This window comes from Allolucifera butyrica, from assembly GCF_900476375.1.
Lineage (GTDB): Bacteria > Bacillota > Negativicutes > Sporomusales > UPPP01 > Lucifera > Lucifera butyrica.
Genome location: NZ_UPPP01000076.1, coordinates 15476 through 40260 on the forward strand (window position 1 = coordinate 15476; position 24785 = coordinate 40260).

At 43.9% G+C, this 24785-nt stretch carries 26 protein-coding genes and 1 other RNA gene; 20 read left to right on the forward strand and 7 right to left on the reverse strand.

Annotated elements, in window-relative coordinates; all coding sequences use genetic code 11:
- The first annotated feature begins 13 nt into the window (after nucleotides 1-13).
- Complete coding sequence (gene smpB / locus LUCIF_RS13865) at nucleotides 14-484, forward strand: SsrA-binding protein SmpB (RefSeq protein WP_122628478.1); 471 nt, start codon at nucleotides 14-16, stop codon at nucleotides 482-484.
- Nucleotides 485-673: 189 nt separating this feature from the next.
- Here smpB and LUCIF_RS13870 read toward each other — a convergent pair whose 3' ends face one another.
- Entirely contained in the window at nucleotides 674-1567 is an 894-nt protein-coding gene (locus LUCIF_RS13870) for a DMT family transporter (RefSeq protein WP_207857683.1), read from the reverse strand.
- 234 nt (nucleotides 1568-1801) lie between these two features.
- Between LUCIF_RS13870 and ssrA the strand changes: the two genes are divergently transcribed.
- From ssrA to LUCIF_RS13895, 5 genes are all read left to right on the forward strand, one after another.
- Nucleotides 1802-2146: a transfer-messenger RNA gene (gene ssrA, locus LUCIF_RS13875) on the forward strand.
- Between the two features lie 703 nt (nucleotides 2147-2849).
- Complete coding sequence (locus LUCIF_RS13880; protein ID WP_122628480.1) at nucleotides 2850-3446, forward strand: PadR family transcriptional regulator; 597 nt, start codon at nucleotides 2850-2852, stop codon at nucleotides 3444-3446.
- Complete coding sequence (locus tag LUCIF_RS13885) at nucleotides 3439-4167, forward strand: flavodoxin family protein (RefSeq protein WP_122628481.1); 729 nt, start codon at nucleotides 3439-3441, stop codon at nucleotides 4165-4167. The genes LUCIF_RS13880 and LUCIF_RS13885 overlap by 8 nt, the downstream gene beginning before the upstream one ends.
- 3 nt (nucleotides 4168-4170) lie before the next feature.
- Nucleotides 4171-4800 (forward strand): MBL fold metallo-hydrolase, encoded by a 630-nt coding sequence (locus LUCIF_RS13890; protein WP_122628482.1) that lies wholly within the window; start codon nucleotides 4171-4173, stop codon nucleotides 4798-4800.
- A gap of 34 nt (nucleotides 4801-4834) precedes the next feature.
- Nucleotides 4835-5629, forward strand: coding sequence for an SDR family NAD(P)-dependent oxidoreductase (locus LUCIF_RS13895; protein ID WP_207857685.1), 795 nt, complete (start codon nucleotides 4835-4837; stop codon nucleotides 5627-5629).
- 504 nt (nucleotides 5630-6133) lie between these two features.
- Here LUCIF_RS13895 and LUCIF_RS13900 read toward each other — a convergent pair.
- A complete protein-coding gene (locus LUCIF_RS13900) occupies nucleotides 6134-6307 on the reverse strand; it encodes an Arc family DNA-binding protein (protein ID WP_122628484.1) in 174 nt (57 codons plus the stop codon).
- Between the two features lie 535 nt (nucleotides 6308-6842).
- Between LUCIF_RS13900 and LUCIF_RS13910 the strand changes: the two genes are divergently transcribed.
- The 3 genes from LUCIF_RS13910 (at nucleotide 6843) to LUCIF_RS13920 (ending at nucleotide 8547) form a co-directional block, all read left to right on the forward strand.
- Nucleotides 6843-7016: a DUF2281 domain-containing protein gene (locus LUCIF_RS13910; protein WP_122628486.1), complete on the forward strand. Its 174-nt coding sequence runs from the start codon at nucleotides 6843-6845 to the stop codon at nucleotides 7014-7016.
- 28 nt (nucleotides 7017-7044) lie between these two features.
- Complete coding sequence (locus LUCIF_RS13915; RefSeq protein ID WP_122628487.1) at nucleotides 7045-7389, forward strand: type II toxin-antitoxin system death-on-curing family toxin; 345 nt, start codon at nucleotides 7045-7047, stop codon at nucleotides 7387-7389.
- 576 nt (nucleotides 7390-7965) lie between these two features.
- A complete protein-coding gene (locus LUCIF_RS13920; RefSeq protein WP_122628488.1) occupies nucleotides 7966-8547 on the forward strand; it encodes a TetR/AcrR family transcriptional regulator in 582 nt (193 codons plus the stop codon).
- Nucleotides 8548-8613: 66 nt separating this feature from the next.
- Here LUCIF_RS13920 and LUCIF_RS13925 read toward each other — a convergent pair whose 3' ends face one another.
- A complete protein-coding gene (locus tag LUCIF_RS13925; protein ID WP_122628489.1) occupies nucleotides 8614-9438 on the reverse strand; it encodes a nitroreductase family protein in 825 nt (274 codons plus the stop codon).
- 225 nt (nucleotides 9439-9663) lie between these two features.
- Entirely contained in the window at nucleotides 9664-10242 is a 579-nt protein-coding gene (locus tag LUCIF_RS13930) for a DJ-1/PfpI family protein (RefSeq protein WP_122628490.1), read from the reverse strand.
- A gap of 116 nt (nucleotides 10243-10358) precedes the next feature.
- Here LUCIF_RS13930 and pdxR point away from each other — a divergent pair, with 116 nt between their 5' ends.
- Nucleotides 10359-11759 (forward strand): MocR-like pyridoxine biosynthesis transcription factor PdxR, encoded by a 1401-nt coding sequence (gene pdxR / locus LUCIF_RS13935; RefSeq protein ID WP_122628491.1) that lies wholly within the window; start codon nucleotides 10359-10361, stop codon nucleotides 11757-11759.
- 102 nt (nucleotides 11760-11861) lie between these two features.
- Here the strand turns inward: pdxR and LUCIF_RS13940 are convergent, their stop codons facing one another.
- Entirely contained in the window at nucleotides 11862-12629 is a 768-nt protein-coding gene (locus LUCIF_RS13940) for an SDR family NAD(P)-dependent oxidoreductase (RefSeq protein ID WP_207857687.1), read from the reverse strand.
- A 140-nt stretch (nucleotides 12630-12769) separates the two neighbouring features.
- Here LUCIF_RS13940 and LUCIF_RS13945 point away from each other — a divergent pair, with 140 nt between their 5' ends.
- On the forward strand, nucleotides 12770-13333 hold the full coding sequence (locus tag LUCIF_RS13945; RefSeq protein WP_122628493.1) for a TetR family transcriptional regulator: 564 nt from the start codon (nucleotides 12770-12772) through the stop codon (nucleotides 13331-13333).
- 395 nt (nucleotides 13334-13728) lie between these two features.
- On the opposite strand, the gene LUCIF_RS27320 is transcribed toward LUCIF_RS13945, so the two are convergent.
- Both LUCIF_RS27320 and LUCIF_RS13955 read right to left on the reverse strand, forming a co-directional pair.
- Nucleotides 13729-13875: a small acid-soluble spore protein P gene (locus LUCIF_RS27320; RefSeq protein ID WP_122628494.1), complete on the reverse strand. Its 147-nt coding sequence runs from the start codon at nucleotides 13873-13875 to the stop codon at nucleotides 13729-13731.
- Nucleotides 13876-14032: 157 nt separating this feature from the next.
- Nucleotides 14033-15049, reverse strand: a complete 1017-nt coding sequence (locus LUCIF_RS13955; protein WP_122628495.1) for an alpha-hydroxy-acid oxidizing protein — start codon at nucleotides 15047-15049, stop codon at nucleotides 14033-14035.
- Between the two features lie 228 nt (nucleotides 15050-15277).
- Here LUCIF_RS13955 and LUCIF_RS13960 point away from each other — a divergent pair, with 228 nt between their 5' ends.
- The 9 genes from LUCIF_RS13960 (at nucleotide 15278) to LUCIF_RS14000 (ending at nucleotide 24783) form a co-directional block, all read left to right on the forward strand.
- Nucleotides 15278-16324, forward strand: a complete 1047-nt coding sequence (locus LUCIF_RS13960; RefSeq protein ID WP_165866002.1) for a zinc-dependent alcohol dehydrogenase — start codon at nucleotides 15278-15280, stop codon at nucleotides 16322-16324.
- 279 nt (nucleotides 16325-16603) lie between these two features.
- Entirely contained in the window at nucleotides 16604-19549 is a 2946-nt protein-coding gene (locus tag LUCIF_RS13965) for a sigma 54-interacting transcriptional regulator (protein WP_122628497.1), read from the forward strand.
- Nucleotides 19527-19994, forward strand: coding sequence for a PTS sugar transporter subunit IIA (locus LUCIF_RS13970; RefSeq protein ID WP_122628498.1), 468 nt, complete (start codon nucleotides 19527-19529; stop codon nucleotides 19992-19994). The genes LUCIF_RS13965 and LUCIF_RS13970 overlap by 23 nt, the downstream gene beginning before the upstream one ends.
- A gap of 42 nt (nucleotides 19995-20036) precedes the next feature.
- Entirely contained in the window at nucleotides 20037-20342 is a 306-nt protein-coding gene (locus tag LUCIF_RS13975; RefSeq protein WP_122628499.1) for a PTS sugar transporter subunit IIB, read from the forward strand.
- Between the two features lie 21 nt (nucleotides 20343-20363).
- Complete coding sequence (locus LUCIF_RS13980) at nucleotides 20364-21614, forward strand: PTS galactitol transporter subunit IIC (protein WP_122628500.1); 1251 nt, start codon at nucleotides 20364-20366, stop codon at nucleotides 21612-21614.
- A 91-nt stretch (nucleotides 21615-21705) separates the two neighbouring features.
- Entirely contained in the window at nucleotides 21706-22365 is a 660-nt protein-coding gene (locus LUCIF_RS13985) for a class II aldolase/adducin family protein (protein WP_122628501.1), read from the forward strand.
- 48 nt (nucleotides 22366-22413) lie between these two features.
- Entirely contained in the window at nucleotides 22414-23454 is a 1041-nt protein-coding gene (locus tag LUCIF_RS13990) for a zinc-dependent alcohol dehydrogenase (protein WP_207857696.1), read from the forward strand.
- 42 nt (nucleotides 23455-23496) lie between these two features.
- Entirely contained in the window at nucleotides 23497-23691 is a 195-nt protein-coding gene (locus LUCIF_RS13995) for a hypothetical protein (protein WP_122628503.1), read from the forward strand.
- 39 nt (nucleotides 23692-23730) lie between these two features.
- Entirely contained in the window at nucleotides 23731-24783 is a 1053-nt protein-coding gene (locus LUCIF_RS14000) for an NAD(P)H-dependent glycerol-3-phosphate dehydrogenase (RefSeq protein WP_122628504.1), read from the forward strand.
- The last annotated feature ends 2 nt before the right edge of the window (nucleotides 24784-24785 follow it).

Here is a 24785-nt window from a genome sequence, read left to right on the forward strand (position 1 = left end):
GAGGTTGGACAGGATGGCGCAAAAAGAAGGAATTAAAACCGTAGCTGAAAACCGTAAAGCTCGGCATGATTACCATATTCATGAGACCTATGAAGCAGGAATCGTGCTTACGGGAACGGAAGTAAAATCCCTGCGGGCGGGAAAAGCCAACTTGAAGGACAGTTACGCCCGCATTGACAATGCGGAGTTAATGCTGCACAACATGCACATTAGTCCTTATGAGCAGGGAAACCGGTTTAATCACGAACCGCTGCGGACGCGGAAATTGCTGATGCACCGGTTGGAAATCAATAAACTGATCGGCAAAACCAAGGAAAAAGGATTTACCCTGGTACCGCTGAAACTCTATTTTACCCGGGGAAAAGCCAAGGTGGAACTGGGACTGGCTACGGGCAAGAAAAACTATGACAAGCGGCAGGATCTTGCCGAGAAAGATGCCAAGCGGGAGATGGACCGGGCTTTCCGGGACCGGCAGAAAGAATAGAAGATTTGGGCTGTTACTAACATTGGGCAAATGGACGGCCCGGAGTTAAGTTGCGTAACGGATTGAAAACAAGGCAATGGAGCTGAATTCCATGGCCTTGTTTATTTTTGGCAGTAACAAAAAGTATAAGTTTTAAGGACTATTAGGATTCTCTGATCCTCAAACATCGGATAAAGAAAAATGCCGGCATTATCTGCGAGATAAGCCGGTTCGGGAGTTATTGGCCCATAACTGCAGCAGCAGTATGCTAACCAGGATCAGGAGACCGCCTCCCGCCTGGGCCGGAGTAATGGAGTCTCCCAAAAGAACAACGGATAAAATAACCGTAATGACCGGTTCGAGCGTACTGATGATGGAGGCATTGGTGGCACCAATCCGGCTTACACCGGCGAAGAAAAACAAAACGCCAATGAGAGTGGCAAAAATAGCAGTGCCCAAAATAGAAAGCCAGCCTAGGGGCGAGAGTACTAAGGTCAGACTATTTGTTGACAGGCCGGCTGTCCAGAAAACCAAGGCTGCGGAAAGACACACGTAAGTTGTGACAACCATAGAATTTACATCTTTTAATAGGCGGTTACTGATCACAATATAGACTGAATAAATGACGGCAGCTCCCAGGCTTAAAGCAACGCCAATTCCATTAATACCGGCGACGGATACACCGAGGACCAGAAATAAGCCGCAAAAACAACCGGTTAGGGAAAGACCTTTTTGCCAACTGCAGGTTTCGTCGCCGACCGCGAAAGATAATAAAGTAACAAGGGCAGGATAGGTATACAGAAGCAGAGCTGTAAGTGAGGCCGGCAGATATTGCAGTGCGGCGCCGAACAGGACCGACATGGAACCGTAGCCAAGAGCCCCCATTAAAAAGAGGGAAAGGGCCATTGGGCGGGTTACCTGCAGGGAAATACCCCGTAATTTCAAGACGCCGTACAGAAAAATACCGGCCAGAAGAAACCGGAAACTCAGGATAGTAATCAGATTGGCGCCGGCTTCATAGGCAAATTTAATAAAAATAGCCAGCGTAGCAAAGCCCGCCGCTGAAGCTGCGGCCAGCAGGGACCCGGCGTGTTGTTGTTTCAAAGCGGACAACCCCTCCCATAGTATAGCGCAAGCAAATAAATATGATATTTATTATAAGATAAATATAAGGGAAAATATAGTACCCGCATTTCGCACCCTGAACTAAAGTAGGATAATAGAAAAAAACGTGGGAATTACGCTGCAACCATAAAATACAAGGGGCGGGCAGGTTGGCAAAGTAAGTATTTTGTGATACAATATTTTGAGGGTTAATATATCCTAATTTAAATTTACGGGGGCGTACTGGTTTCGACAGGGGTAGTTGTGGCATGGGTAGCGAGCCGGGGTTCCATCAGCCCGTCAATACGGTGGAAAACAAGTAAACGCAAACGAAGATTACGCTTTAGCAGCTTAGCTAACGTCCTGCCTGCGCATTCCTGCGGCCTAGGATAGGGCGTCACTTAGCAGGATACCTGAGACCTTATTCTCGGCGGGCCGACTGGGAAACTTTATCGAGATAGCAAATGAGCAGCCTGTCTGTGGGCGGCGAGTGAGCGAAATTTAAAACGCAGAATGCGCTCGGAGAAGCCTGTGTAATGATACCTTTGGACAGGAGTTCGATTCTCCTCGCCTCCACCACAACTTGAATGTCGCCTCCACCCGATGTTATGACTTTAAGCATAAGTTTGCCGAAACGGCAAGCTTATGCTTAATTTTTTGTGCGGCAAACTTATGCTTAAAATTTATCGTGAATAAAAAATAATTTAACTGTTTTTGGATATTTTATTCAGGATTTGTGAATATTGCGCGAGATTTGCTGGATGAGCTTGCTATCTCCCGGTACATAATTCCCATACGATCTTCATAGACGGAAAAATCTCCATGCGTGAACGGATCGCCCAGGAACGGCATAACAATCTTTAAAATGCGGGATATGTGGGGGATTAACTCCCCCTGCATATTCCCATAGGGTGGCTCAGTTTGTCCCACGCGAGTGGCTCACTTACCGCCGCACGATTAGCTTACTCGGAGCGAAATATGCAGGATTTGTGACTTTAAGCATAAGTTCTCCAGGTTGGCAGGCAAGTTTATGCTTATAAAATGACGTGGCGAATTTATGCTTAATAGATTTTGCTAGAAATTGTTAAATTTTTGGTTGAAGTGGTAGCATCCGTGTAATGTACTGAAAAGTAAATGGTATTTGCTGGATGACATCGATGGGAATTTTGACTAGCCCATACGTGCCAACTATTGGAGGAAAGTCGCTTGACAATATATAACAAGTGTAATAATATATAACTTGTATATTATTACACTTGTTATATATGGAGGGAGCTTTGTTATGTCATTGCCGTTTGCAGTACTAGGGATTCTTACTTACTCTCCGATGACTGGGTACAATCTTGGGAAGATCTTTAATAAGTCAGTAAACTATTCATGGACGGCCAGCTTGAGCCAAATTTATCGCGAGTTGAGCACTCTTGAAAAAAAAGGTTATGTATCATCAAATATTCAACAACAGGACGACAGACCGGATAAAAAAATTTACTGTATAACTGAAGATGGGAAAAGGGCGTTTGATGCTTGGTTAACAAACTTCCCGGAAATTTTTTTGTCACCCAAAAGAGATGAATTTGCGTTGAGATTGTTTTTTGGGTCTAAGATAGGCGAAGCTGAACTGATAAAACAATTTAAACGGTTTATTGAAGAAAGAGAAAAATTTCAACATACGATGCAAGAAGGAAAAAAAGCCCTAACTGAAATGCTCGAAACAGTCAAAATAAATGAAACTGGATTATCAATAAAAAAAGATGAGCTCTTTTGGCACTTTATTGCCAAAAGAGCTATAATGACAAACCAGATATTTATACAGTGGGCGGAAGAGTGCATTAAGGAGTTGGAGGAATTAATGCTGCAAAGAAGGGAAAGCCGTGAATAGAAGCATTAAAATCGTCGGGGTTATTAGTAGCTCACATCATAATGGCAATAGTGCGACCCTTGCCAGAGAAGCACTAAAAGGTGCGGCGGAAGAAGGTGCACAGGTAACGGAAATTTATCTTCCCAAGCAAAGAGTCGAATTTTGCACAGGATGTTTAAAATGCCTTGAAGGAAAATGCCCTTTTTCTGATGACTTTGAAACACTTAGAAAACTAGTTTATGAAGCAGATGGAATAATTTTTAGTTCGCCTACTTTTGCCACGGCACCGAATGCAATTATGAAGAATTTTATTGATCGACTGGGAATGTATGAACGATTCACATCCTCGCTAGGAGGCAAATACATAGTCGGAATAGCTACCGCCGGACATACGGGGGCCAAAAAAGTAGCCATGGGGCTTACTTGTCTTGCAAGGGACGGCATATTCAAGAGGGGCTACGTTTCGGGTATTCTAGGAATCAATATCGGCAGCGACAGAGTTGTGAATGATGCCGGTAAGTTGATGTTGGCCCGCAATTTAGGAAAAAAAATTACGAGAGACATTAAAACCTATAATAAATATCCTTTTCAGAATTTAATTGGGAGATGGATTAACTGCTTATTTGTTAGACCCCACTTCTATAAAGTGATTCTGAAAAACAAAGACGGGAGTATGAAGGCTGTATATAACAATCTTAGTCAAAGAGGGTTGATACAACTGGATGTTTTATGGAGGTCATAATACATGAGAGTAGCTGATAACGTTTTCGCTTTAGATGCGTCAAAAGGAAGCTATGTATACGTTATAACAGGAAAAGAAGTTGTTTTAATCGATACAGGCCTTCCGCATCGACGTCAAGGAATTCTAAAAGAATTGCAATCCATGAATATTAGAATGGAAGACATCAAGCATATATTATTAACTCACCATGATATTGACCATGTTGGTAATGCCGGTTTTTTGCAAAAGAAAACCGGCTGTAATGTATGGGCGTCAAAGCAGGACTTGCCATATATTTGTGGTGAAAGGACACGATATGGGGTTAAGAGAGTCATAGAGTTTCTTGTGAGAATTGCCAGGCCAATAAATATTGATGTTTATATGGAAAATGCTACAGTAGGGGATGTGAGGGTTATACCAACACCCGGTCATACGCCCGGTCACGTATGTTTACTCTACAAAGATATTCTTTTTGCCGGGGACCTTGTTCACCTTAAGAAAGGACGGCTAGAACCCTATCCCTCCTTTTGGAATTGGGATACATCCGCACTAATGGACTCTATTAGCAAAATAGCACCTCTTTCTTTTAAATGGATTTGCCCGGCCCATGGCACTCCATTGGAGAAGAAAGCTTTTTTAAAATTATTAGTATAAAGGCGTGGAAAGAATGAGTAGCAATAAGAGTGTTATGATCACCGGGGCTTCTACAGGTATTGGTTATGAATTAGCCAAATTATTTGCCCAGGATAAATATAACCTTGTTATCGTTGGACGTAACAAGCAGAGATTAACTGAGGTAGCAGAAGAATTTACTGTTAAGTATAGTTGTTCAGTAACAGTAATACAAAAGGATTTATCAAATCAAAATGCAGCTATAGACCTTTTTCATGAAGTATCGGCGTCGGGTTTTGAATTCGATATACTAGTGAATAATGCAGGCATCGGCAGCTGTGGTCAATTTCACGAAACTGATTTATGCAAAAATATTGAGATGATTGAATTAAACATAACATCTTTAACGATTTTGACCAAACTAGTATCAGCGAAAATGGTTACGAAGGGCGGCGGGAAGATACTAAATGTGGCATCCACCGGCGCGTATATGCCCGGCCCTTATTTTGCCGTATACTATGCGAGCAAAGCCTATGTATTATCATTTTCTGAGGCTATAGCCAATGAATTGAGGGACTTTGGTGTTGTTATTTCTGTCTTATGCCCAGGCGCTACAATATCAGAATTTGCAAATAGAGCCGGCAAAACTGAAGTAAAGAATGCTATGAGCGCAAAGACTGTGGCTAATGTTGCCTATAAAGGACTGATGAATAACGAGAGAATTATTATACCGGGATTGGCGAATAAATGTGGGGTACTCTTAGCAAAGCTTATGCCCAGACAAGTTACTGCTAATATAATAGGAAAAGTGCAAAAGAAACTTTTTGAGGACTTTAGAAAAGATATAAAGAATAACAGGAATATGAGTTGAGGGACGGTTCTCTGACTCATTTGAATTGTATGAATTTGGTAGGAGTTTTATTTTTTATGGGAAATAAAAATTTGTTGTAGGCGTTTTGAAATGAACGGGAATGGTCATAGTTCTTTAGGAAATAGGAAGTACGATTAATAGGGACGGGAAATGTGCTCTTTAACGCAGGGGAAATGTCGAGAACTCCGTTTTCTTGATAAATCAGTGGGATAATCCTGTCCCTATGTCCCTGAAGGACAAACTGAGTCGAGGAACCGTCCCTTGACTCACTTGACTCAGTTGACTCATGAAATGCGCTGGGACAGAGCCAGTCAACTTTAGATATAGGATTCTGGGAAATTGGTGTAGTTCACTTGATCAAAACGTAAGTAATGTTATAAATACAGTCGAAAACAAATTAGGAATTGGTCAATAGACTGTATTTCCAAAATTGAACGGATATGTAAATATGCAAAAGCCGTCTGCCTTTGGGTGATTAAATTCACCTTTGGGCGGACGGCTTTTTTAATTATCAAATTTGATTTCACCATGTTTCTTTTCGTAATTTGATACAAAGATTTTTAGTAATCGTTCAATTTCTTTATTTGCTGAGCGACCATTTCCAGCCGCAATATATCGAACTTTTTGAATTAATTTAGGGTCAGTGCGAATTGTAAAACGTGGCTGTTCTGATGGCATGTTAATGACTCCTTGCTATAGAATTTACAAATACTATTTTTATTATTGTAGTATAAAATATTTCACGATATCGACTATTGTCGTCAAAGTGACGACATGGTATGATGAATATTATCATCAAGGTGACGACATAGTATGCAAGCAAAGGGGAGATTAATCATGTATGACAGGGAAAACGAAGATACTATGATTGATGCACAATCATTTCTTGCGTGGCTACAGTCTAGGCTGGATGGTCTAGGACGGTACAATACTGGTAACTATAACATGTACTTGGCTGGAGCGGCGAAATCATATGAGGTAATGATAAAACTTGTACAGTCTGGTGCTATCACGAAAAAGGGGACTTGTCCGTAATTGGATAAGTCCCTAGATAATTAAGAGAAGCCGTCTACCTTTAGGTGATTAAAATACCTTTGGGTGGGAGGTTTTTGCAATTTGTCCGAGTCGAATTTAGATCATGGTTTATAAGATTAAGCGAAACAACAAAAATTGGGGTATAATATAACTGAGAAAGGTTTGGGAGGTGCAATTAATGACTTTAGCTGAAAAACTATTGCAAGATTTTCAGGAACTGCCGGAAGAAAAAAAACAGCAGGTCGTTGATTTTGTTGAGTTCCTTAAGAGTAAGCAGCAAAAAGAATTGGAAGCCATGATGGATGATATAATAGATACCAATAAAGACGCTTTATTGGAATTGGCTAAGTAATGCGCGGATTGTCAGTTGAGGATATTATTTGTTGCATAAAAAAATTATTGACAAGACTGGTGGAAGTCATGGTATACGAGATATTGGTTTGGTTGAGAGTGCTGTTAGTCGGGCATATGCTACTTTTGGCGGCAATGACTTGTATGGAACGGTTGAAGCTAAGATTGCGGCTACTACCTATAGTCTTGTAAGTAATCATGGCTTTATTGACGGTAACAAGAGAATTGGTATTGCCGCTATGTTATTGTTGCTGCGATTGAACGGATACGAATTACGATATAGCCAGCAAGAACTGATTGATTTAGGACTCGGATTAGCTGCTGGAAATCTTGGCGAAAATGATATACAGCAATGGATTAAAGTGCACCAGTAATTATAATAAGTTAACGAAATGAATGTAAAAAATGTTTGCTTTTTATTGTAACTAGCGGACATTTCTACAGCCGCTTCTAGTAAAGGCGTGGCAACGAACTTGGTAACAAAAATCTTCTAAACTCCTTGTAAGACTCCAGAATCAGGAGTCTGTTTTTTTGTACAGTTTTAGCTTGACTGATATTTCTGAGTAAAATTGATAGTCATTATTCGTTACTGGTTTTTTATTTTATGTTTCTATATGGTCTGAAGAATGTTCGAATGTTGCCGGCTAGAAATTCGGGTTCTCCCATGGCAGTAAAATGTCCACCGCGAGGCATTGAAGTCCAGTGAGTGAGATGCAAATTGTGTACAGCCCATTTTTGGGTGGTAATAATATATCAGCGGAAAAGTGCAATACCTGTCAGCAATTCTATAGCTCCATTGATGGTAATGAATGCATATTCTCGTAATACATACTTGTTGATGACCTTCTCTTACGTAGGCATCGGATATGCTGTAGTTACAATTGCTGTAACTTGAAGCATAAAACTAAACATGATATAATTAAAAAGTAAAATGAGAAAGCGGTGATGAATTGGATAAAATTTCGTTAGATAAAGAGACAATCCTCAATGCAACAGAAGAAGTTATTCGCCGCTTCGGACCGGACAAAGCGAATATCACTGACGTGGCAAAATCCTTAAAAGTAAGCCACGCTGCCATTTATCGATATTATAATGGAAAAACTGCCCTATGGAATGCTGTTACCGAACGCTGGCTTACCCATTTACATGCTCCATCAAATGACATTCTAAAAGAGGATAGTCCTGCGGATATTAAACTTTGTAACTTACTTAAAAATTTTGCGGAAGCTAAACGTCTCAGCGCCATTAATGATCCGGAAATGTTTGCAAATTACATAAAACTAGCCTGTAACTCAATGGAAGTAATAGAAAAGGTCAAAAAAGATGGAATGAATCGAATTGAGAAGATTATAGTACAAGGAATTACCGAAGGTATATTTTTTGCAGAATCGTCTCATCAAGCGGCAAAGTCCGTATATCTTGCAACCAGTGTTTTTATCCACCCAAACTCGTTCGAAGATCCCGACAGAAAACAAAACATAGAATCCGTTGTAAATCTTTTGCTAAGAGGGCTTAAAAATCCCAACAAATGAATCCTGCATGCAAGAAAGGGCTGCCTTATTGGCGGCCCTATTAACTGGTTAAGTTTCCCGCAATCATTATTGCCAAGTGACTTGTAATGGATTTCTGTCCACCAAACGTCGATAGGTATACTTCGGATAACCAACCATCAGCCCACCTGTAACATGCATATTTTCCGGCAGGTTCAACATGTCAAGCAGTGGCTGATAGCCGGAAGCGGCGCAAGCGTTAAAGAATCCTGTAATACAGGTTCCGAGACCGATGGTAGGGGCGAAAAGTTCCGCATAAGCCAGCGAAAAGAGAGTATTGTCCCGACCAGTGGGCAAGGAATTTTTATCAGCTATGGGTATCACTAGACAAGGAGCATCACGCAATACAATATCCTGACCATTCTGGCGGTAATTGGCCACGTGCGCGGCAAAAGGCGCCGCATATCGTGAGCCGGCGTAAGGCGGAGATTGCAATGCCTTTTCCAGCCAGTCAATGGTAACGGCGGTAATTCTACGCAGAGTGTCCCGGTCATCAATGACATAATAGGAAACTCCTTGCGAATTGCCACTTGTCGGCGCAAATTTGGCAATGTCTAGAAGTTGCCTAATTTTTTCCCTAGGAACGGGCGTCGTTTGGAATTCCCTAACGGAACGTCTGCTACGGAGAAATAGAGTCGCAGTATCTTCGTCCAGAACGGGTGCCTTTTTCAGTGGTATTTGATTAGCTAAAGGGGTTTTCACATTGTCGAGTGCATCCGAGGGACAAATAGCCACGCAGTGACCGCAGGTAATACAAAATTGTCCTAGGGCCTTCGGCCCATGTTCATCCATACCTATAGAACCTATCGGGCAGACTTTGGCGCAAATGCCGCACCGAGTGCATTTTGTCCGGTCAACCTGTATCAAATCCATATTATATTTCCTCCTTTTACGTTAAGTATATAAAGCACATTATAAGTTACATATTTTTAAATATGTAACTTATGACATTGATTTTATCACAATGTATTACAAATTACAAGTAATTAAATATGTTACTTGTATAAATAAGAGAGCCTTCGGCTTTAGCCTTGGCTAAAACTGAGGCTTGATCAACAGCCTGAGGACCGGCCTGCTTTAGGCCGGTCCTTATTTGTTTTAAAGCGTATTTACGTCAATTTCGTATTCTATCTCATTTGCTACCTCTTGGGAGATATTTGGACTAAGAACTTCTTTTAATAAATAAAAACCTAACTCAAGTCCTGAACTTACTCCGCCGGAAGTAATGATTTTACCGTCTCGAACCACTTTGGATTTGATAACTTGAACGGAATAAGAATCTAGCTCTTGGAATGCAGTATGATAAGTAGTCGCTTTCTTCCCGGTAAGAAGCCCCGCCTCCGCCAGTAAGAAAGCTCCTGTACAGACTGACGCAATAAAATGAGCGGTTCTTGCTTGACGTAAAATGAATTCTTTTATGGCAAGGTTTTTCATGGCGGATAATCGGCCTTTGCCACCCGGGATTATTAAGATATCTAGCGGCGGGCAATCTTGGAGAGTCACATCAGGGATTATTTTCATCCCATTAAAAGCGCATACCGGAGCAAGCGTTTCCGCTACAAGTTGTACCTTGGTGCTTTCGGGCTGTATTTTATTCACGTAACTTAATACTTCGAACGGTCCGACAAAATCGAGTTCTTCGACTTGAGAAAATATGAGTATGCCTATACTTATCAAGTTTCCCACTCCTTTGGTTTAAATATTTGCTGTATAATCTAATTAAACACGATAATGTTATATTCCAGTAGAGCCAGTCTGCATATAAATTTTAGGTCCAGATAGGGAGTTGCAAAATGTTGCTAATTAATACAAAAAACAAACAGCCGATATATGAACAATTGTATATGCAGATTCGGGATAAGATTATGACCGGGGAGTGGGAATTCAGCATGAGGCTCCCGTCAAGCCGCCAACTGGCGAAAGATCTTCTGATTAGTCGGAATACTGTAGAATTAGCTTACCAACAATTGCTTGCCGAGGGCTATCTATTTACTAAACCTCGCAGTGGCATTTACGTGCAGAAACTAGACACTTCGTTTTTCAATAGATGTTTCCCAATTCCGAAGGAAAGCCCCATCACAAGGGCTGCTCCTGAAAATGCATACAAGTATAATTTTCGTTATGGCAAACTTGATTATCGCTATATCCCATTTAAGACATGGAAGAAAATATTGATGCAGTGCTATGAAGAAGAAATGGACGGCATTGTTTCGTATGGTACTCATCAGGGAGAAATAGGCTTACGCGAACAAATAGCTAAGTATGTTACAGAACATCGGGGTGTAAAATGTAATCCGGAACAAATTGTTGTTGGGGCTGGAACTTTATATTGCGTAAGCTTGCTGTGTAATTTGCTCACTCGTTCGGCTAAAACCATCGGGTTTGAAGATCCGGGATATGGAAAGGTACGAACTGTATTTAAAAATTCCGGGTTAGAAGTTTGTCCTATCAGCGTCGAAAAAGACGGGATTAATGTCCGGGAACTTAATGATAGTGGTGCTAGGGCAGTCTATGTTACACCTTCTCACCAGTTTCCCACTGGTGCCATCATGTCAATTTCTAAGCGGTTACAATTATTGGACTGGGCAATCCAAAAGCAGGCACTAATTATCGAGGATGACTATTCTTGCCATTTTAGGTACAATGTCAGGCCGATTCCATCCCTTCAGGGAATTAGCCCGGAGGCTAACGTAGTATATTTGGGGAGTTTCTCAAAATGTTTAATGCCTTCTCTTAGAATGGCCTTCATGGTCTTACCACCAGCGATATTGGATGAGTATAGAACTATATATTATAATTACAATACTTCCGTTCCATATGTATTCCAAAAAACTTTGGAGCGGTTTATGCGCGAAGGATATTTTGACCGGCACTTACGAACGGTCTTGCAAGTAAGTAAGAAAAGACATGATTGTTTACTTCAAGCTCTAAATGATGAATTGGGAGAATGGATAGAGATAACCGGAAAAGACGCCGGATTATTTGTCGCGGTACAGGTTAATAATGAGCTTTCGGAAGAGCAGTTAATTCAGCGAGCCGCCGAAGTTGGAGTGTTGGTTTATCCTATGTTCGATCATTGGGATAGGACGAATCATTATGATGGGAAGACCGTGCTGTTGGGCTATAGTAGCCTGGATTTAAACGAGATTAAGGATGCAGTGCAGTTGCTTCGTAAAGCTTGGTTAGAAAACTAAGCAAAAATGATTAAGAGTAATGCCATGCTGCAAGATAGACAGCATGGCATTTTCAACGGTTTATCTGAGCAGAAAAAGCACCGAATCAAGCGAAATTTGAATTTAGATTGACATGCCGCCCGAGACCTCGATACGCTGAGCATTGACCCAACGGTTATCTTCGGAAAGCAGAGAAGCAATCATCGGACCGATGTCATCGGGAAGGCCGGCACGGCCAAGAGCCGTCATATCAGCGACTCGCTTATTTAGGTCAGGATTGTCGCGAACCATACCACCGCTGAAATCAGTCGCGATAGCCCCGGGAGCAACAACGTTAACCGCAATCTTGCGAGGACCTAGTTCCAGAGCCAGGTAGCGGGTCATAACTTCAATAGCGCCCTTCATAGACGCGTAGGCGCCGCTTCCCGGCATTATGATGCGGGTGAGGCCCGACGAAATATTTACGATTCGGCCGCCATCATTCATGAGCGGAAGGAGCTTTTGCGTCAGAAAAAACACGCCCTTGAAATGGACGTTATAGAGACTGTCCAACTCTTGTTCGGTCGTCTGGGTAAATGCATTGTGGTGCGAGATGCCGGCGTTATTGACTAGGTAATCGAAGCGTTCGGCTCCCATTTCTGTGAGCGCTTTGCTCACGCTCTGTACAAACGGATCAAATGAGCTGACTTTGCCTGTGTCAAGTTGCAGGGTGACGGCCTTGCGCCCCATCTCCTGCACAAGTTTGGCGACCTTCTCGGCTTCCGCCTGATTGGAATTATAGGTAAAGATTGAGTCGACGCCCCGTTTCGCGAGGTTTAGCACGATGTTACGGCCTAGGCCGCGACTGCCGCCTGTTACAATAGCAATCTTTGTGATTGGTTGTGTCATCATGAGTCCCTTCTTTCAATAGAATTACCAGTAAAACTAACTAACTGGTTAGTAATAATGTATAATAAACTAACTGGTTTGTCAACTGACGAACCATGTGATATATTTTTGATAAATAGTTCATGTATACGGAGGAACATCTTTTGGGAAACGCAGAAGAAACAAGAGAACGAATATTAGAGGCAGCTATGGAAGAATTCTCGTCCTACGGCATTGCGGGGGCACGGGTGGACCGTATTGCCAAGAATGCCGGATGCAACAAAAATATGATTTATATTTACTTTGAGAATAAAGAGGCACTCTTTGCAACTGTCCTTCGGAATAACCTGACGCGGGTCTATGAGGAAATCACCTTTACACCGGATGATCTTCCGGGCTATGCGGCAAAGGTATTTGATTTTGCTATGACCCATCCCGATTTATATCGATTAATGGCATGGTACGGGTTGGAACAGAAGGCCATTAATTTAACCGAACGCACCGCTGTCCAACAAAAGAAAATAAAAGAAGTTATGGATGCGCAAAGTGCCGGGCTAGTGGGAACGACATTCACTCCAGGGTTTCTTTTGACTGCTATCATGGCCTTAGCTACCGCATGGACAGCTATAAATCCTTTTGGTCCGTCGTATGAGCCTAATGCCTTGAAACTGCCTAATGAAACAAGGAATGCAATTGCCAAGGCCGTTAGCTTAATTATTAAAGAATGAAACAGGTGTTTCATTGAGACAGCGGATTGAAACCACAGAACAGATGCGCTTATAGCTTTGTGCTATGGATTCTGGGATATTATTCGATGTGTTTACACCCGCGATAAGCAGACGGGAGTTTTTTTCGTTTCTTATAATTTATTCATACTATCTTCACAATTTATTGATAGAATATTCCTGAAAGTTAGTAAACAAGCCCTCTTAAGGCTTCATCATTATAGAAGCCTTTATTTATAATTGCCCTCATTTCGGTGAGGGTTTTTGTTTTTGTAATGTAAATTGGACATGGTATTTTGCCCAATTCTTCCAATAGTAACGACCTACTGTCAAAAAGGCAGTAGGTCGTTTTTGGCATAGGTCATAAATTTAGTTATTCGCATTGGACAACAAAAAATTTAGGATCCTTCCCCGTGGCGCTGGCCAGTGTGATTTTGATTTTTTACTTTCTTAGAGCCTGAAAGCGGTTCAGGTATATCGTCATTATCCTTTGTATGCCTAGGTGGATTTGGCGGGTCTACAGGGTATGCTTCGGGCTTAGTCATATTCTCTCCTCCAATTTATAGTTTTGCTATGAATTTTTTGGAGCTTGCTTGCGTCGATTGTTTTGGATTGTTCATGCTGTCACTTTATTACATAGCGTACGGCGCCTTGACTGGTTTTATCCATGGGAAATCGAGGCTAATTGTGACTTTATCCATCTTATCTGCGTATCATATCCGTGGTAATTTCACTCAGGCTGAAAGCACCGCACATAGCCATCGTATCCTTCAATTCTTCCGCCAATTTTTCAATATAAATCTTAATTCCTTCTTTTTCACCGCCATAAACGGCTGTCACAAAGGGACGACAGATTAGAACCCCGTCGGCACCGAGTGCGAGAGCCTTGAAAATATCGGTACCGGAACGGATACCGCCATCAACCAGAATTTTTATTTCACTGCCGACAGCCTCGGCAATTTCCGGAAGCACTTCCGCGGTTGACGGACACTGATCCAGCACTCTGCCGCCATGATTGGAAACAACAATTGCTTTTGCCCCAGCTTCTTTTGCCTTCAATGCGGCCTTTCTGCTCATAATTCCTTTTACAATGAATGGTATACCGGCAATTTCAGCTATGCGGCGAAGCTCATCGACTGATTTTCCACCGGCCGGAGGGGTCATGTTTTTTAAGAAAGGCAATCCGGCTGCATCGATATCCATGGCAACAGCAAAAGCGCCCGCCTTATGCACCAGATCCATTTTTACCTTGATTGTGTCAATATTCCAGGGTTTAATAGTAGGAATACCACGGCCATTCACCTTAGCAACTGCCGCTGTGGCACCCTCCATAACTTGGGGATTTGTACCGTCGCCGGTAAACGCAGCGATGCCATTTTCCTTGCAGGCAGAAACAAGAATATCATTATAAGCCATATCGTTGAATTTATCACTGTAGTGCATATTTACCGCGCCAACAGGCCCGGCGAAGAACGGATATTTAAATGTTTGGCCAAATAATTCTAAGGTGGTATCTACTGGTTTATTCTCACAAATTGTATCCATATTGACACGAATTTCCTGCCATTTCTGATAGTTGCGGATGGCTGTGTCGCCAATGCCCTTTGCCCCCGGTCCGGGAATGCTGTTTTTACAGGCAAGGCCATTACAGATATTGCATGCTTTGCAGTAACTACCGATACAGGTGCGTGCATTTTCCAATAATTCCTTGTAATTCATAATATCATCCCTTTTATTTTATATTTTTAACAATCTTCAATGGTGCTGCACGAAATCCTTCTTTCGATTTTATTGCTTTTATTTCCATTGGGAGTTGGCTGTTTTTTTGCAACGCCGATTAAATATACAAAATAATCCATACCTCGGTATTTTACTTGCATGCTATATCGTTGAAACTTTAAATATTGTCCGGCTTTCGCTGAAGAAATGCAAGGAGGGATCAATGGTATGAAGGCATTGCGAAAAAACAGTGTGAATGCGAGAGATACGGAATTGGTGGAAATTCCTCGTCCCAATCCCGGATACGGCGAAGTTCTGGTAAAGGTTATGGTAGCCGGCCTGTGCGGTACAGACCTAAGATATTACAATACGGACGAGGGAAGAACCAAATTACGGGCACCGCTTATTATTGGACATGAAGGAAGCGGTATTGTTGTTGAACGCGGGGAGGGAGTCACTGATATTAATGTTGGTGACAGAGTAGTTTGCCAGACTACTTTTGACGATTGCAAACGTTGCGAATATTGTCTTTCCGGCGCTCATCACATGTGTATGAACCGTACCAGTCTAGGATCCAAGGTGGATGGCTTTTTCGCCCAATATGTGGTTTGCAAGGCTGAACGGATTCATAAGCTGCCGGACAGCGTCAGTTTTGAAGAGGGTGCAATGGTGGAACCGTTAAGCTGCTGTGTACATGCCGTGTTAGAACGCTCCTCCTTAAAGCCGATGGATACCTGTATAATATTCGGGCCGGGACAGACCGGCCTGATGTGTGCTCAACTGGCGCGGATGGCAGGGGCTCGCGTTATTCTGATCGGTACCGGGAACAGCCGGAAAAGGTTGGAAGTAGCCGCTCAGTTAGGATTTAAAGAAAGATTAATTTTTGATGCTGACGATATCGGCCAATACGTAATGAATATAACGGACGCTGTCGGTGCCGACGTAATCATCGAGTGTTCCGGTTCTTCCCAGGCTCTGGCAATGAGTTTTCAACTGGTAAAAAAACAGGGAGAAATCCTGCTTGTTTCCGCATCCACGGAAAGTAGGGTGAATTTATGGGATCACGTAGTTTTACGCGAAGTTACCATTGTTGGCACCCTTTCGGCGCAACCGATTACCTGGAAGACTTCCATTGAAATTCTGCAGCAAAAAAGAATCAATGTACTGAGCCTGGTAAGTGCCCGATTCGAGCTTGAGGATTGGGAAGAGGCGTTTCGAATCGGCAGTACCCGGGAAGTACAAAAAGTACTTTTGTATCCCAACGGCATGGTGTAAGCATTCTTGGCAGCACAGCCGGAATGATTTGTATGGAAATTGGCTTTTTTTGACCGGCAAAAGACTGATTCGGAATGCTTTGACAGAATATTTGGATTAATTTGTATTTATTGTTTAAGCATTTTGATAAGATTAGGATGGAATAGTAAGAAAATTTTAAAAAGGGAGGATTGGTTTCTGAGGGAGTTTCAGTAACAAATGGAGGTGACTGAAAAAAATAATATAAAATAAACCAATTTTGGCATTTTATTTGCGTCTTATTAAGGCAGGTAGATGAAAATGGAAAAACTTTTAAAACTGATTAGTGAAGAAAACAAAAAAGATCCTTTTACGGATGATGAACTGGCCCGAAAAATCGGCATTGCCCGTGGCGAGATTATCCGGTTAAGGCGTGACCTGAAAATCGGTAATTCCCGTGAGCGAATGCGGCCGGGACTTATTAGCCGGATCAAAGAGATTTTGGAAGATTGCCCGAATATTTCGGAACGCTCCTTAACGCAAAGACTTATTGACTGTGGTTTCAATATTTCCCGCAATCTCGTCGTGGCTGCCTTAAAGGAAATGCCGGAACTTCGCGGCAAGATGGCGAAATCCCCGGCAGCAAAGCCGGCGGGAACACCGAATGGAGCCTTTGATGCATTAATCGGCGCTACGGGCAGTTTACGGACCCAGATTGAACTGGCTAAGGCGGCGGTGTTGTACCCGCTAAATGGCCTGCACACGCTCATTTGTGGACCGACCGGCGCCGGCAAGAGTGAATTGGCCGAGTGTATGTATAAGTTCGCGGTGGAAGCCGGCGTAAAAGACAAAACCTCTCAGTTTGTTGTATTTAACTGCGCCGACTATGCCGAAAACCCTCAACTGTTGATGTCTCAATTATTTGGCTATGTCAAAGGCGCTTTTACCGGGGCGGATACCAGTAAAGACGGTTTAGTAGACAAAGCGGATAACGGAATTTTGTTTTTGGATGAAATCCACCGTTTGCCTCCCGAAGGCCAGGAGATTCTGTACTATCTGATTGATAAAAGCCGGTTCCGGCGTTTGGGAGAAAGCAGCGCGATGCATGAAGCAAAAATTATGATTATTGCGGCTACAACCGCAGACATTGATTCAACCTTGCTGCTGCCGTTCCGCCGGCGAATTCCGATGGTAATCGAACTGCCGCCGATAGTAAAGAGGCCATTAGCGGAAAGATATGAAATCATCATCAACTTTTTCCGTCAGGAAGCAACGCGGACCAGCCGGTCCATCAAAGTATCTCAGAATGCGGTAACTGCGCTTCTGCTTTATGATGTCAGCGGTAATGTCGGCCAACTGCGTTCCGATATCCAGGTAGCCTGTGCCAGGGCATTTTTTAGCCATATGGTTCACAAACAGGAATTTTTACAGGTCGATGTCTCCGACCTGCCTAACCATGTGGTGAAAGGCATACTCCATATTAATCAACAGCGAAACGCCGTAGAAAAGTTAATAAAAGACGACATAATGATTTTCCCGGCTAAAGAAAGACGGGATAACAGCGTACAAACGACCTACAACATGTCTAAGGAAGTCTATGAACAAATAGAAGCAAAGTACAAAAAAATGGAACAGCAGGGTATTGATATCGCAGTGATCAACAAGATTGTCGGCGATGAACTGGAGGTGAAAATTCAGCAGTTAATCAAACAGGCCCAACATGACCGAAACAGCGTGGCTAGACAAGACCTGGGCAAGATTGTAGGTGATAACATTGTTGCTGCCGTTAACAGCATGATGAAGATTGCCAGTGATAAGTTCGGCAACATTGACGAAACTCTTTGTTATTGTTTGGCAACTCATTTGGCAGCGGCGTATGAGAGAATCAAATTGCCTTTTAAACCGATCATCAATCCGCAAAAGGACAAAATTAAGGCAGAATATCCGCTGGAATACGAAACGGCGGCGGAAATGGTCCGGATCGCGTCCTGTCAATTAAATGCGGCTTTCCCGGAAGACGAAATTGGCTTTGTGGCGATGTATCTGAAATCTTACCGGGATAAAGACGACGTAAATGAACCCTTCGTGGGTGTGGCTGTGCTCAGTCACGGTCATGTCGCCGAAGGGATGGTCCAGGTAGCCAACAGGCTTTTAGGTGTGGAACATGCTAAATCGATGGAGATGTCATTGGAAGAATCAACCGATTCTGCTTTGGACAGGGCCATTCGGATTGTGAAAAACGCGGACATGGGCAAAGGCGTTTTGCTGCTGGTTGATATGGGTTCCCTTGTTGGCTTTGGCAAGCTAATTACTGAAACGACCGGCATTATGACACGAACCGTAACCCGGGTTAATACTCCGATGGTAATGGAAGCAGTTCGCAAAGCCGTGCTGCCGGGCGCTGATATTAACGAAATTGCCAATTCCATCGAGATGGCTCATTTTTCAGAGACGATGGACGTCAATACTTGTCAGCCATCCACCGATTTGCCGAAGGCCATCCTTTGCATCTGTCTCACCGGCAGCGGTACGGCCGATGTAGTTGGCAGGCAAATCCGTCTGGCTCTGGCAGAGGAAGACGACCGGATTGAAATTCTGACGTTAGGTGCCCTGACCGAAGCCAACTTTGCCAAGAAACTTTCTGGTCTGACAAAAAACAAAAAAGTGATTACCATTGTGGGAACTATTGATCTGCAAGTCCCCGGCGTGCCGTTTATACAGGCTCAGGATATTCTGCAGGGAGATGGCATCGGGAAGATAAGAAAAATACTCCGCTTGCACGATAGTTCCCGCAACCGGTGCGATGACAGCCGTGTTAAGAGCCAGCAGTCTCTGGCCAAGCTGTTCAGGCCTGAACTTGTTCAGATTCATGCCGGTTACCGTTCCAAAAATGAAACCGTATCTGCTTTGATCAAGATGCTGATAAGCGAAGGATATGTGCAGGAAAGATTCATGTCTTCCGTATACGAAAGGGAAGAGTTGGCTCCGACCGTGTTTGAAAATCAGGTAGCCCTTCCTCATGGTAATCCAGAGGATGTGATCCGCCCGGCAATTGCCGTTGCGACATTAGCTTCCCCAGTTGTCTGGACTGACGGTCAGTTGGTGGATTGTGTGTTTATGCTGGCCCTTACTTCTTATAATAAGACTGAATTTACCAAATTTTACGCGCTTATCAACAATGAGCGAGTATTAAAGAAAATAAAACAGGCTTCTAATACTGATAAATTATTGCAGGTGATAATGAGTGACAACAAAATTTTCGCTTGATGAAAAACTGGTATGGATTGGATTGGAGGCCAATGACAGTCTTCAATTGCTGCAGACAATGGCTGACAAGCTGCATGAAGCCGGTTATGTAGCAGATTCTTACGGTACGTCCATAATTGCGCGGGAACGGATCTTCCCAACCGGACTGCCGACAGGAGAAATAGGGGTGGCTATTCCCCATACCGATATTTGCCATGTCATAAAACCGGCTATTGCTGTTGGCGTATTGAAGAAACCGGTTATCTTCCGGAATATGGGCTGTCCGGAAAGTACGGTGGACGCGCAAGTTGTCCTGATGCTGGCGATGAAAGATTCCGACAGCCAGATACGAATTTTGTCCCAACTGGCTACCATTCTTCAGGATGAAGGCTTGCTGAAACTAATTTCCGGCGCAAAGCATCCGGCGGATGTTTTGCGTTTGCTGGATGAAAAATTTGATCATTAGTTTTGGTGTACTCTGATATAACCGGAAAGGAGGTGCGTGAACATGAGAATCTATCGGATTTTAACTGTATGTGGCACAGGAATTGCCACATCGACGGTGGCCGCTGAAAAATGCAAGGAAATGTTGGGAAAACGCGGCCTAAAAGTGGAAGTCGTCGAATGCAAGGCCCTGGAAGTGCCTTCAAAAATTCCGGTATTCATGCCGGATGTGGTAGTGGCAACGACTCCAGTAGGTGAAGCTGCATTGCAGGGAAAGAAAAAATTCAGCGGTCTGCCCTTTTTAACCGGGGTGGGAACGGAAAAAATCGCCGATGACATTGCCGCGTATTTGAAAAGTCTGGGAGATTAATTGGAAAAGGGGGGGAGATTCATGGGTATTATCAAGTTTATCCTCGATTTAGGGCCAACGGTTATGATGCCCGTCATTATTACCGTGTTAGGGTTGATCTTCCGGCAAACCTTTGCTAAAGCGTTCCGCGCCGGTATTACCATTGGTATTGGTTTTGCCGGTATCTCCCTGGTTATCGGCCTGCTGGTAAGCAACCTGTCGCCCGCTACTCAGGCTATGGTTAAAAACTGGGGGCTGCATTTAGATGTAATGGACGTTGGCTGGCCGATCTCCGCCGCGATTAGCTTTGGTACTACAATCGTTCCGGCGGTATTCCTGGTAGGCTTTGCCATCAATATTATCATGCTGGCCCTAAACTGGACTAAAACCATGGACGTTGACCTTTGGAACTATTGGCACTTTATCTTTACCGGCGCTTTGGTCATGTATCTTACCAACAGCACCATATTGGGTATCATTGCTGCCGGTATCACCATCATTATTATCTTTAAACTGGCAGACTGGACTTCACCTTACGTTTCGGAATTTTTTGAAATTCCCGGCGTATCGCTGCCGCACACGGAAACCGTATCCTGGGCACCTGTCGGGATTTTCTTAAACAAAATCATTGACAAAATTCCGGGAATCAACCGGATTGAATTGAATCCGGAAAAGATTCAGCAGCGATTTGGCTTAATCGGTGAACCCATGCTGATCGGCCTGGTAATGGGCGCTTTTATGGGTTTATTGGCCAAATATGATTTGAAAGGAATTCTGCAATTGGCAGTAAACCTGGCGGCGGTATTGTTCCTGATGCCGAGAATGGTCCGCATTTTGATGGAAGGACTCCTGCCTTTGTCCGAAAGCGCGAGGGAATTCATCAACAAACGATTCCCCGGCAAAGAGGTGCTGATTGGCCTTGACGCGGCCATTGTTATCGGCCATCCATCAGTTATTTCCACAGCCCTTCTCTTAATTCCCATTACCCTGTTTTTGGCGACCGTTCTGCCCTATAACCGGATTTTGCCTTTCGCTGATTTAGCAGTGCTGCCTTTTCTGATGATTTGGGCGGTGGCTCCATCCAGAGGAAACGTGTTTCGCGGTGTTATCATCGGGACCGTATTTATGATGGCTATTCTATTTATCGGTACGGATATTGCCAACGTATCCACCCTTATGGCTAAAGGCGTAAACTTCCCCTTCCCGGAAGGAACCTCCTCGATTTCCTCTCTTGACGGCGGCGCTCACCTGGTCCCTTATATTCTGTTTAAACTGGTTCAGTTGTTCTACTAACACTTCTTTTGCCGGTTAAGCCCGGAGGCGTTAGGCACAAACTTAATGTCTCCGGTTACCCCGATAATTTATTTTTTAAGAGGTGATTTACATGTTATTGGATGAACAGCGCCGCAAAGTGATTGAAATTGCGCTTACGGCTCAACGGGAAAAGCTGATTGCCTTAACCTTTGGAAACTTTAGCAGCAGAGACAAAGAAACGGGTTATATCTGTATAACTCCCAGCGGTATGGATTATAAAACGCTTGTACCCGAAGACATTGTCGTTGTTGATGTTAACTGCAATGTCATAGACGGCAAGCGCAAACCGTCCATTGAAACCCCGCTGCATTGCGCTACCTACCGGAAAAGAAGTGATGTATCCGGAGTCGCTCACACTCATTCCGTATTTGCCACTGCCTGGGCTTCCTGCGGCTGCTCCATACCGGTGGTAGTTGCCGAACTGGCGGCTTTGATTGGCGGTCCGGTGGAATGCGCTCCTTACGCCCCAATGGGAACAGTTGAGCTGGCGGAAGTTGTCACCGATCATCTGAAAGACCGGCATGCGGTATTAATGGCCAATCATGGTGCCCTGGCAGTGGGACCGGATATTGACACCGCCTATTGTAATGCGGTTGTCGTGGAAGAAGGCGCTAAAATCGCTTTTTATAGTAAAATGATCGGCAATGCCCAGGTAATTCCCGGTGACGAATGCGTTTGTCTTCGCCGTGCCGTTCTGGAAAAGTATGGTCAGAAACCGTGCGGCTGCTAGAAGTTGTTGCGATAGATTCAGGCTAAGGCAGTTTGTGAAGGAGAGGTTATGATGAAAGGTAAAATGAAGGCGCAAATGTTTTATGCTCCAGGGGACGTAAGATTTGAAGAGATTGATATACCACAGCCCAACAAAAACGAAATATTAGTAAAAATAAAAGCGGCGTTAACCTGCGGTACCGACCTTAAAACTTACCGGCGCGGACATCCATCCATCATCAAATCCGTACCCTCTACTTTCGGTCACGAGTTTTCCGGCGAAGTAGTAGAGGTAGGGGCCAAGGTAGATCATTTCCAGGTAGGCGACCGGGTTGTGGGAGCTAATTCCGCGCCTTGTTTTCATTGTTATTTTTGTAAGCAGAAAATGTACAGTCTGTGCGAGAATCTGGAATTTCTTAATGGCGCTTATTCGGAATATGTAGTTGTACCGCAGCAGATTGTTAAATACAACTATTATAAAATTCCGGATTCGTTAAGTTATCAGGAAGCAGCTCTGGTGGAACCTTTGGCTTGTGCGCTGCATGGCATAGACCGCACGCCAATCAAGGTCGGTGAAACGGTAGTCGTTGCCGGAGCCGGGCCAATTGGGCTGATGTTTGTGAAACTGGCGACCTTAAAAGGCGCCAGAGTAATTAGTGTAGACCTTTCCGCTTATCGCCTGGAACAAGCTAAACGATTTGGGGCGTTGCTGACGGTGAATGCGGGCAAGGCCGACCTGGTCAAAGACGTTAGGGAACGGACGGAACTAGGCAAAGGTGCTGACGTGGTGATTGAAGCAACCGGTTTTCCGGAGGTATGGGAACAGGCAGTCAAAATGGCGCGTCCGGGTGGACTGGTAAATCTTTTTGGCGGTACAAAAGCCGGTACTACGTTCAATATCGACTGTCAAAAGTTTCATTATACCGAACTTACCGTCAAAGCAGTTTTCCACCACACTCCCTATCATGTGAAAAAAGCGCTTGAACTCCTGGCTACCGGACAGGTAGACGGCAAGATGTTTATTTCCGGCAGTTATCCTTTGGAGAAGACCATTGACGCTCTGGAAAGCATTAGCAGGCAAGAAGGCATCAAATATGCAATTCTGCCGTAATACCATCTAGATGTAAAGAATGAAAAGAGGGGGCTTGACTTTGTGATTTATGAAATATTGCGTGCTGCAGCCGGTCCCTATCTCAGAAGTGCCATTGATTTTTATATTGCCAATCAGAATATCCTGAATCCGGTTGTCGTCATAACGGGGTTTCTATGGATCGTATTTTCCCGTAAAAGCCTTATGAACCGGTCTGGAGAAAAAACAAACTGGTTAGGTGTTCCCAACAAACGATAATTCCGGATAAAAATGTCTTCCTGGATGAGGAGTGGTTTTATGGCGAAGGTAACAATTATTGGTGCGGGTGCCATGGGCAGTGCGCTGACGGTTCCATTGATTGACAATGGGCATCAGGTCCGGCTCTGGGGAACGGAACTGGACACGGAAATTATTGAGGCCGTGCGCAAGGGACAGCCTCATCCGAAACATAAGCACTGTATCCCGTCTCAGGTTTTGACCTATACGGTTAGTGAATTAGAACAGGCCGCCACGGAGGCAGACCTGATCATTATGGCGATAACATCCGAGGCTTTAGGCAAAATTTTTAAAAGGGTACTACCTTATATTAAACCCGGCATGATTGTTGGTACTGTCTCCAAAGGCTTTGAATATGGCGTCGACGGCGATATTATCATTCTGCCTGACTTACTGGAAAGTCTGCTGCCGCTGAATTTACGGCCGGAGGTAAGATTCGTGGCGGTAGGCGGTCCGTGCAAGGCGACGGAACTATTGTGGCGGACGCCAACCGGCGTAACCTACGCCAGCAAAGATATTCAAGCCGCTCAATATATGCGGAAGCTTTTGCTCACCAATGAATACAGGATTGAAGTAACTACCGATGTAATCGGCACAGAGGCATGTGCTGCTTTAAAAAATGCTTATGCAGTAGGATTGGGTATGGCCGAGGGCTTCCGGCAAAAACAGGGTTTGCCTTTCAATAATACCAAGTCGGCTCTGTTTACCTACGCGATCAGAGAGATGAAATCACTTTCCCTGGCTTTGGGGGGAACCATTCATCCCGTTTATGGTTTCCCGGGTATCGGTGATTTGGAAGTAACAGGGGAAGCGGGAAGAAACAGAATGCTGGGCGAAGTGATCGGTGGCGGCTTAACGGCCAGTCAGGCCATCGCCAAAATGCAGGCTGAGCAGATTACCGTGGAAGGCTATCCGGCTATCCGGTTTGGATATAATTTAGCGAAACAACTGGCACGTGACGGAAAGCTTGCCCTGAAGGAAATTCCGCTGCTGGAAGGATTGTACAACGTTTTGTATCAGGATGCCGAGGCTTTTACAACGATGGGCAGCGTGATAAGGAAGTATACGTCCTAACC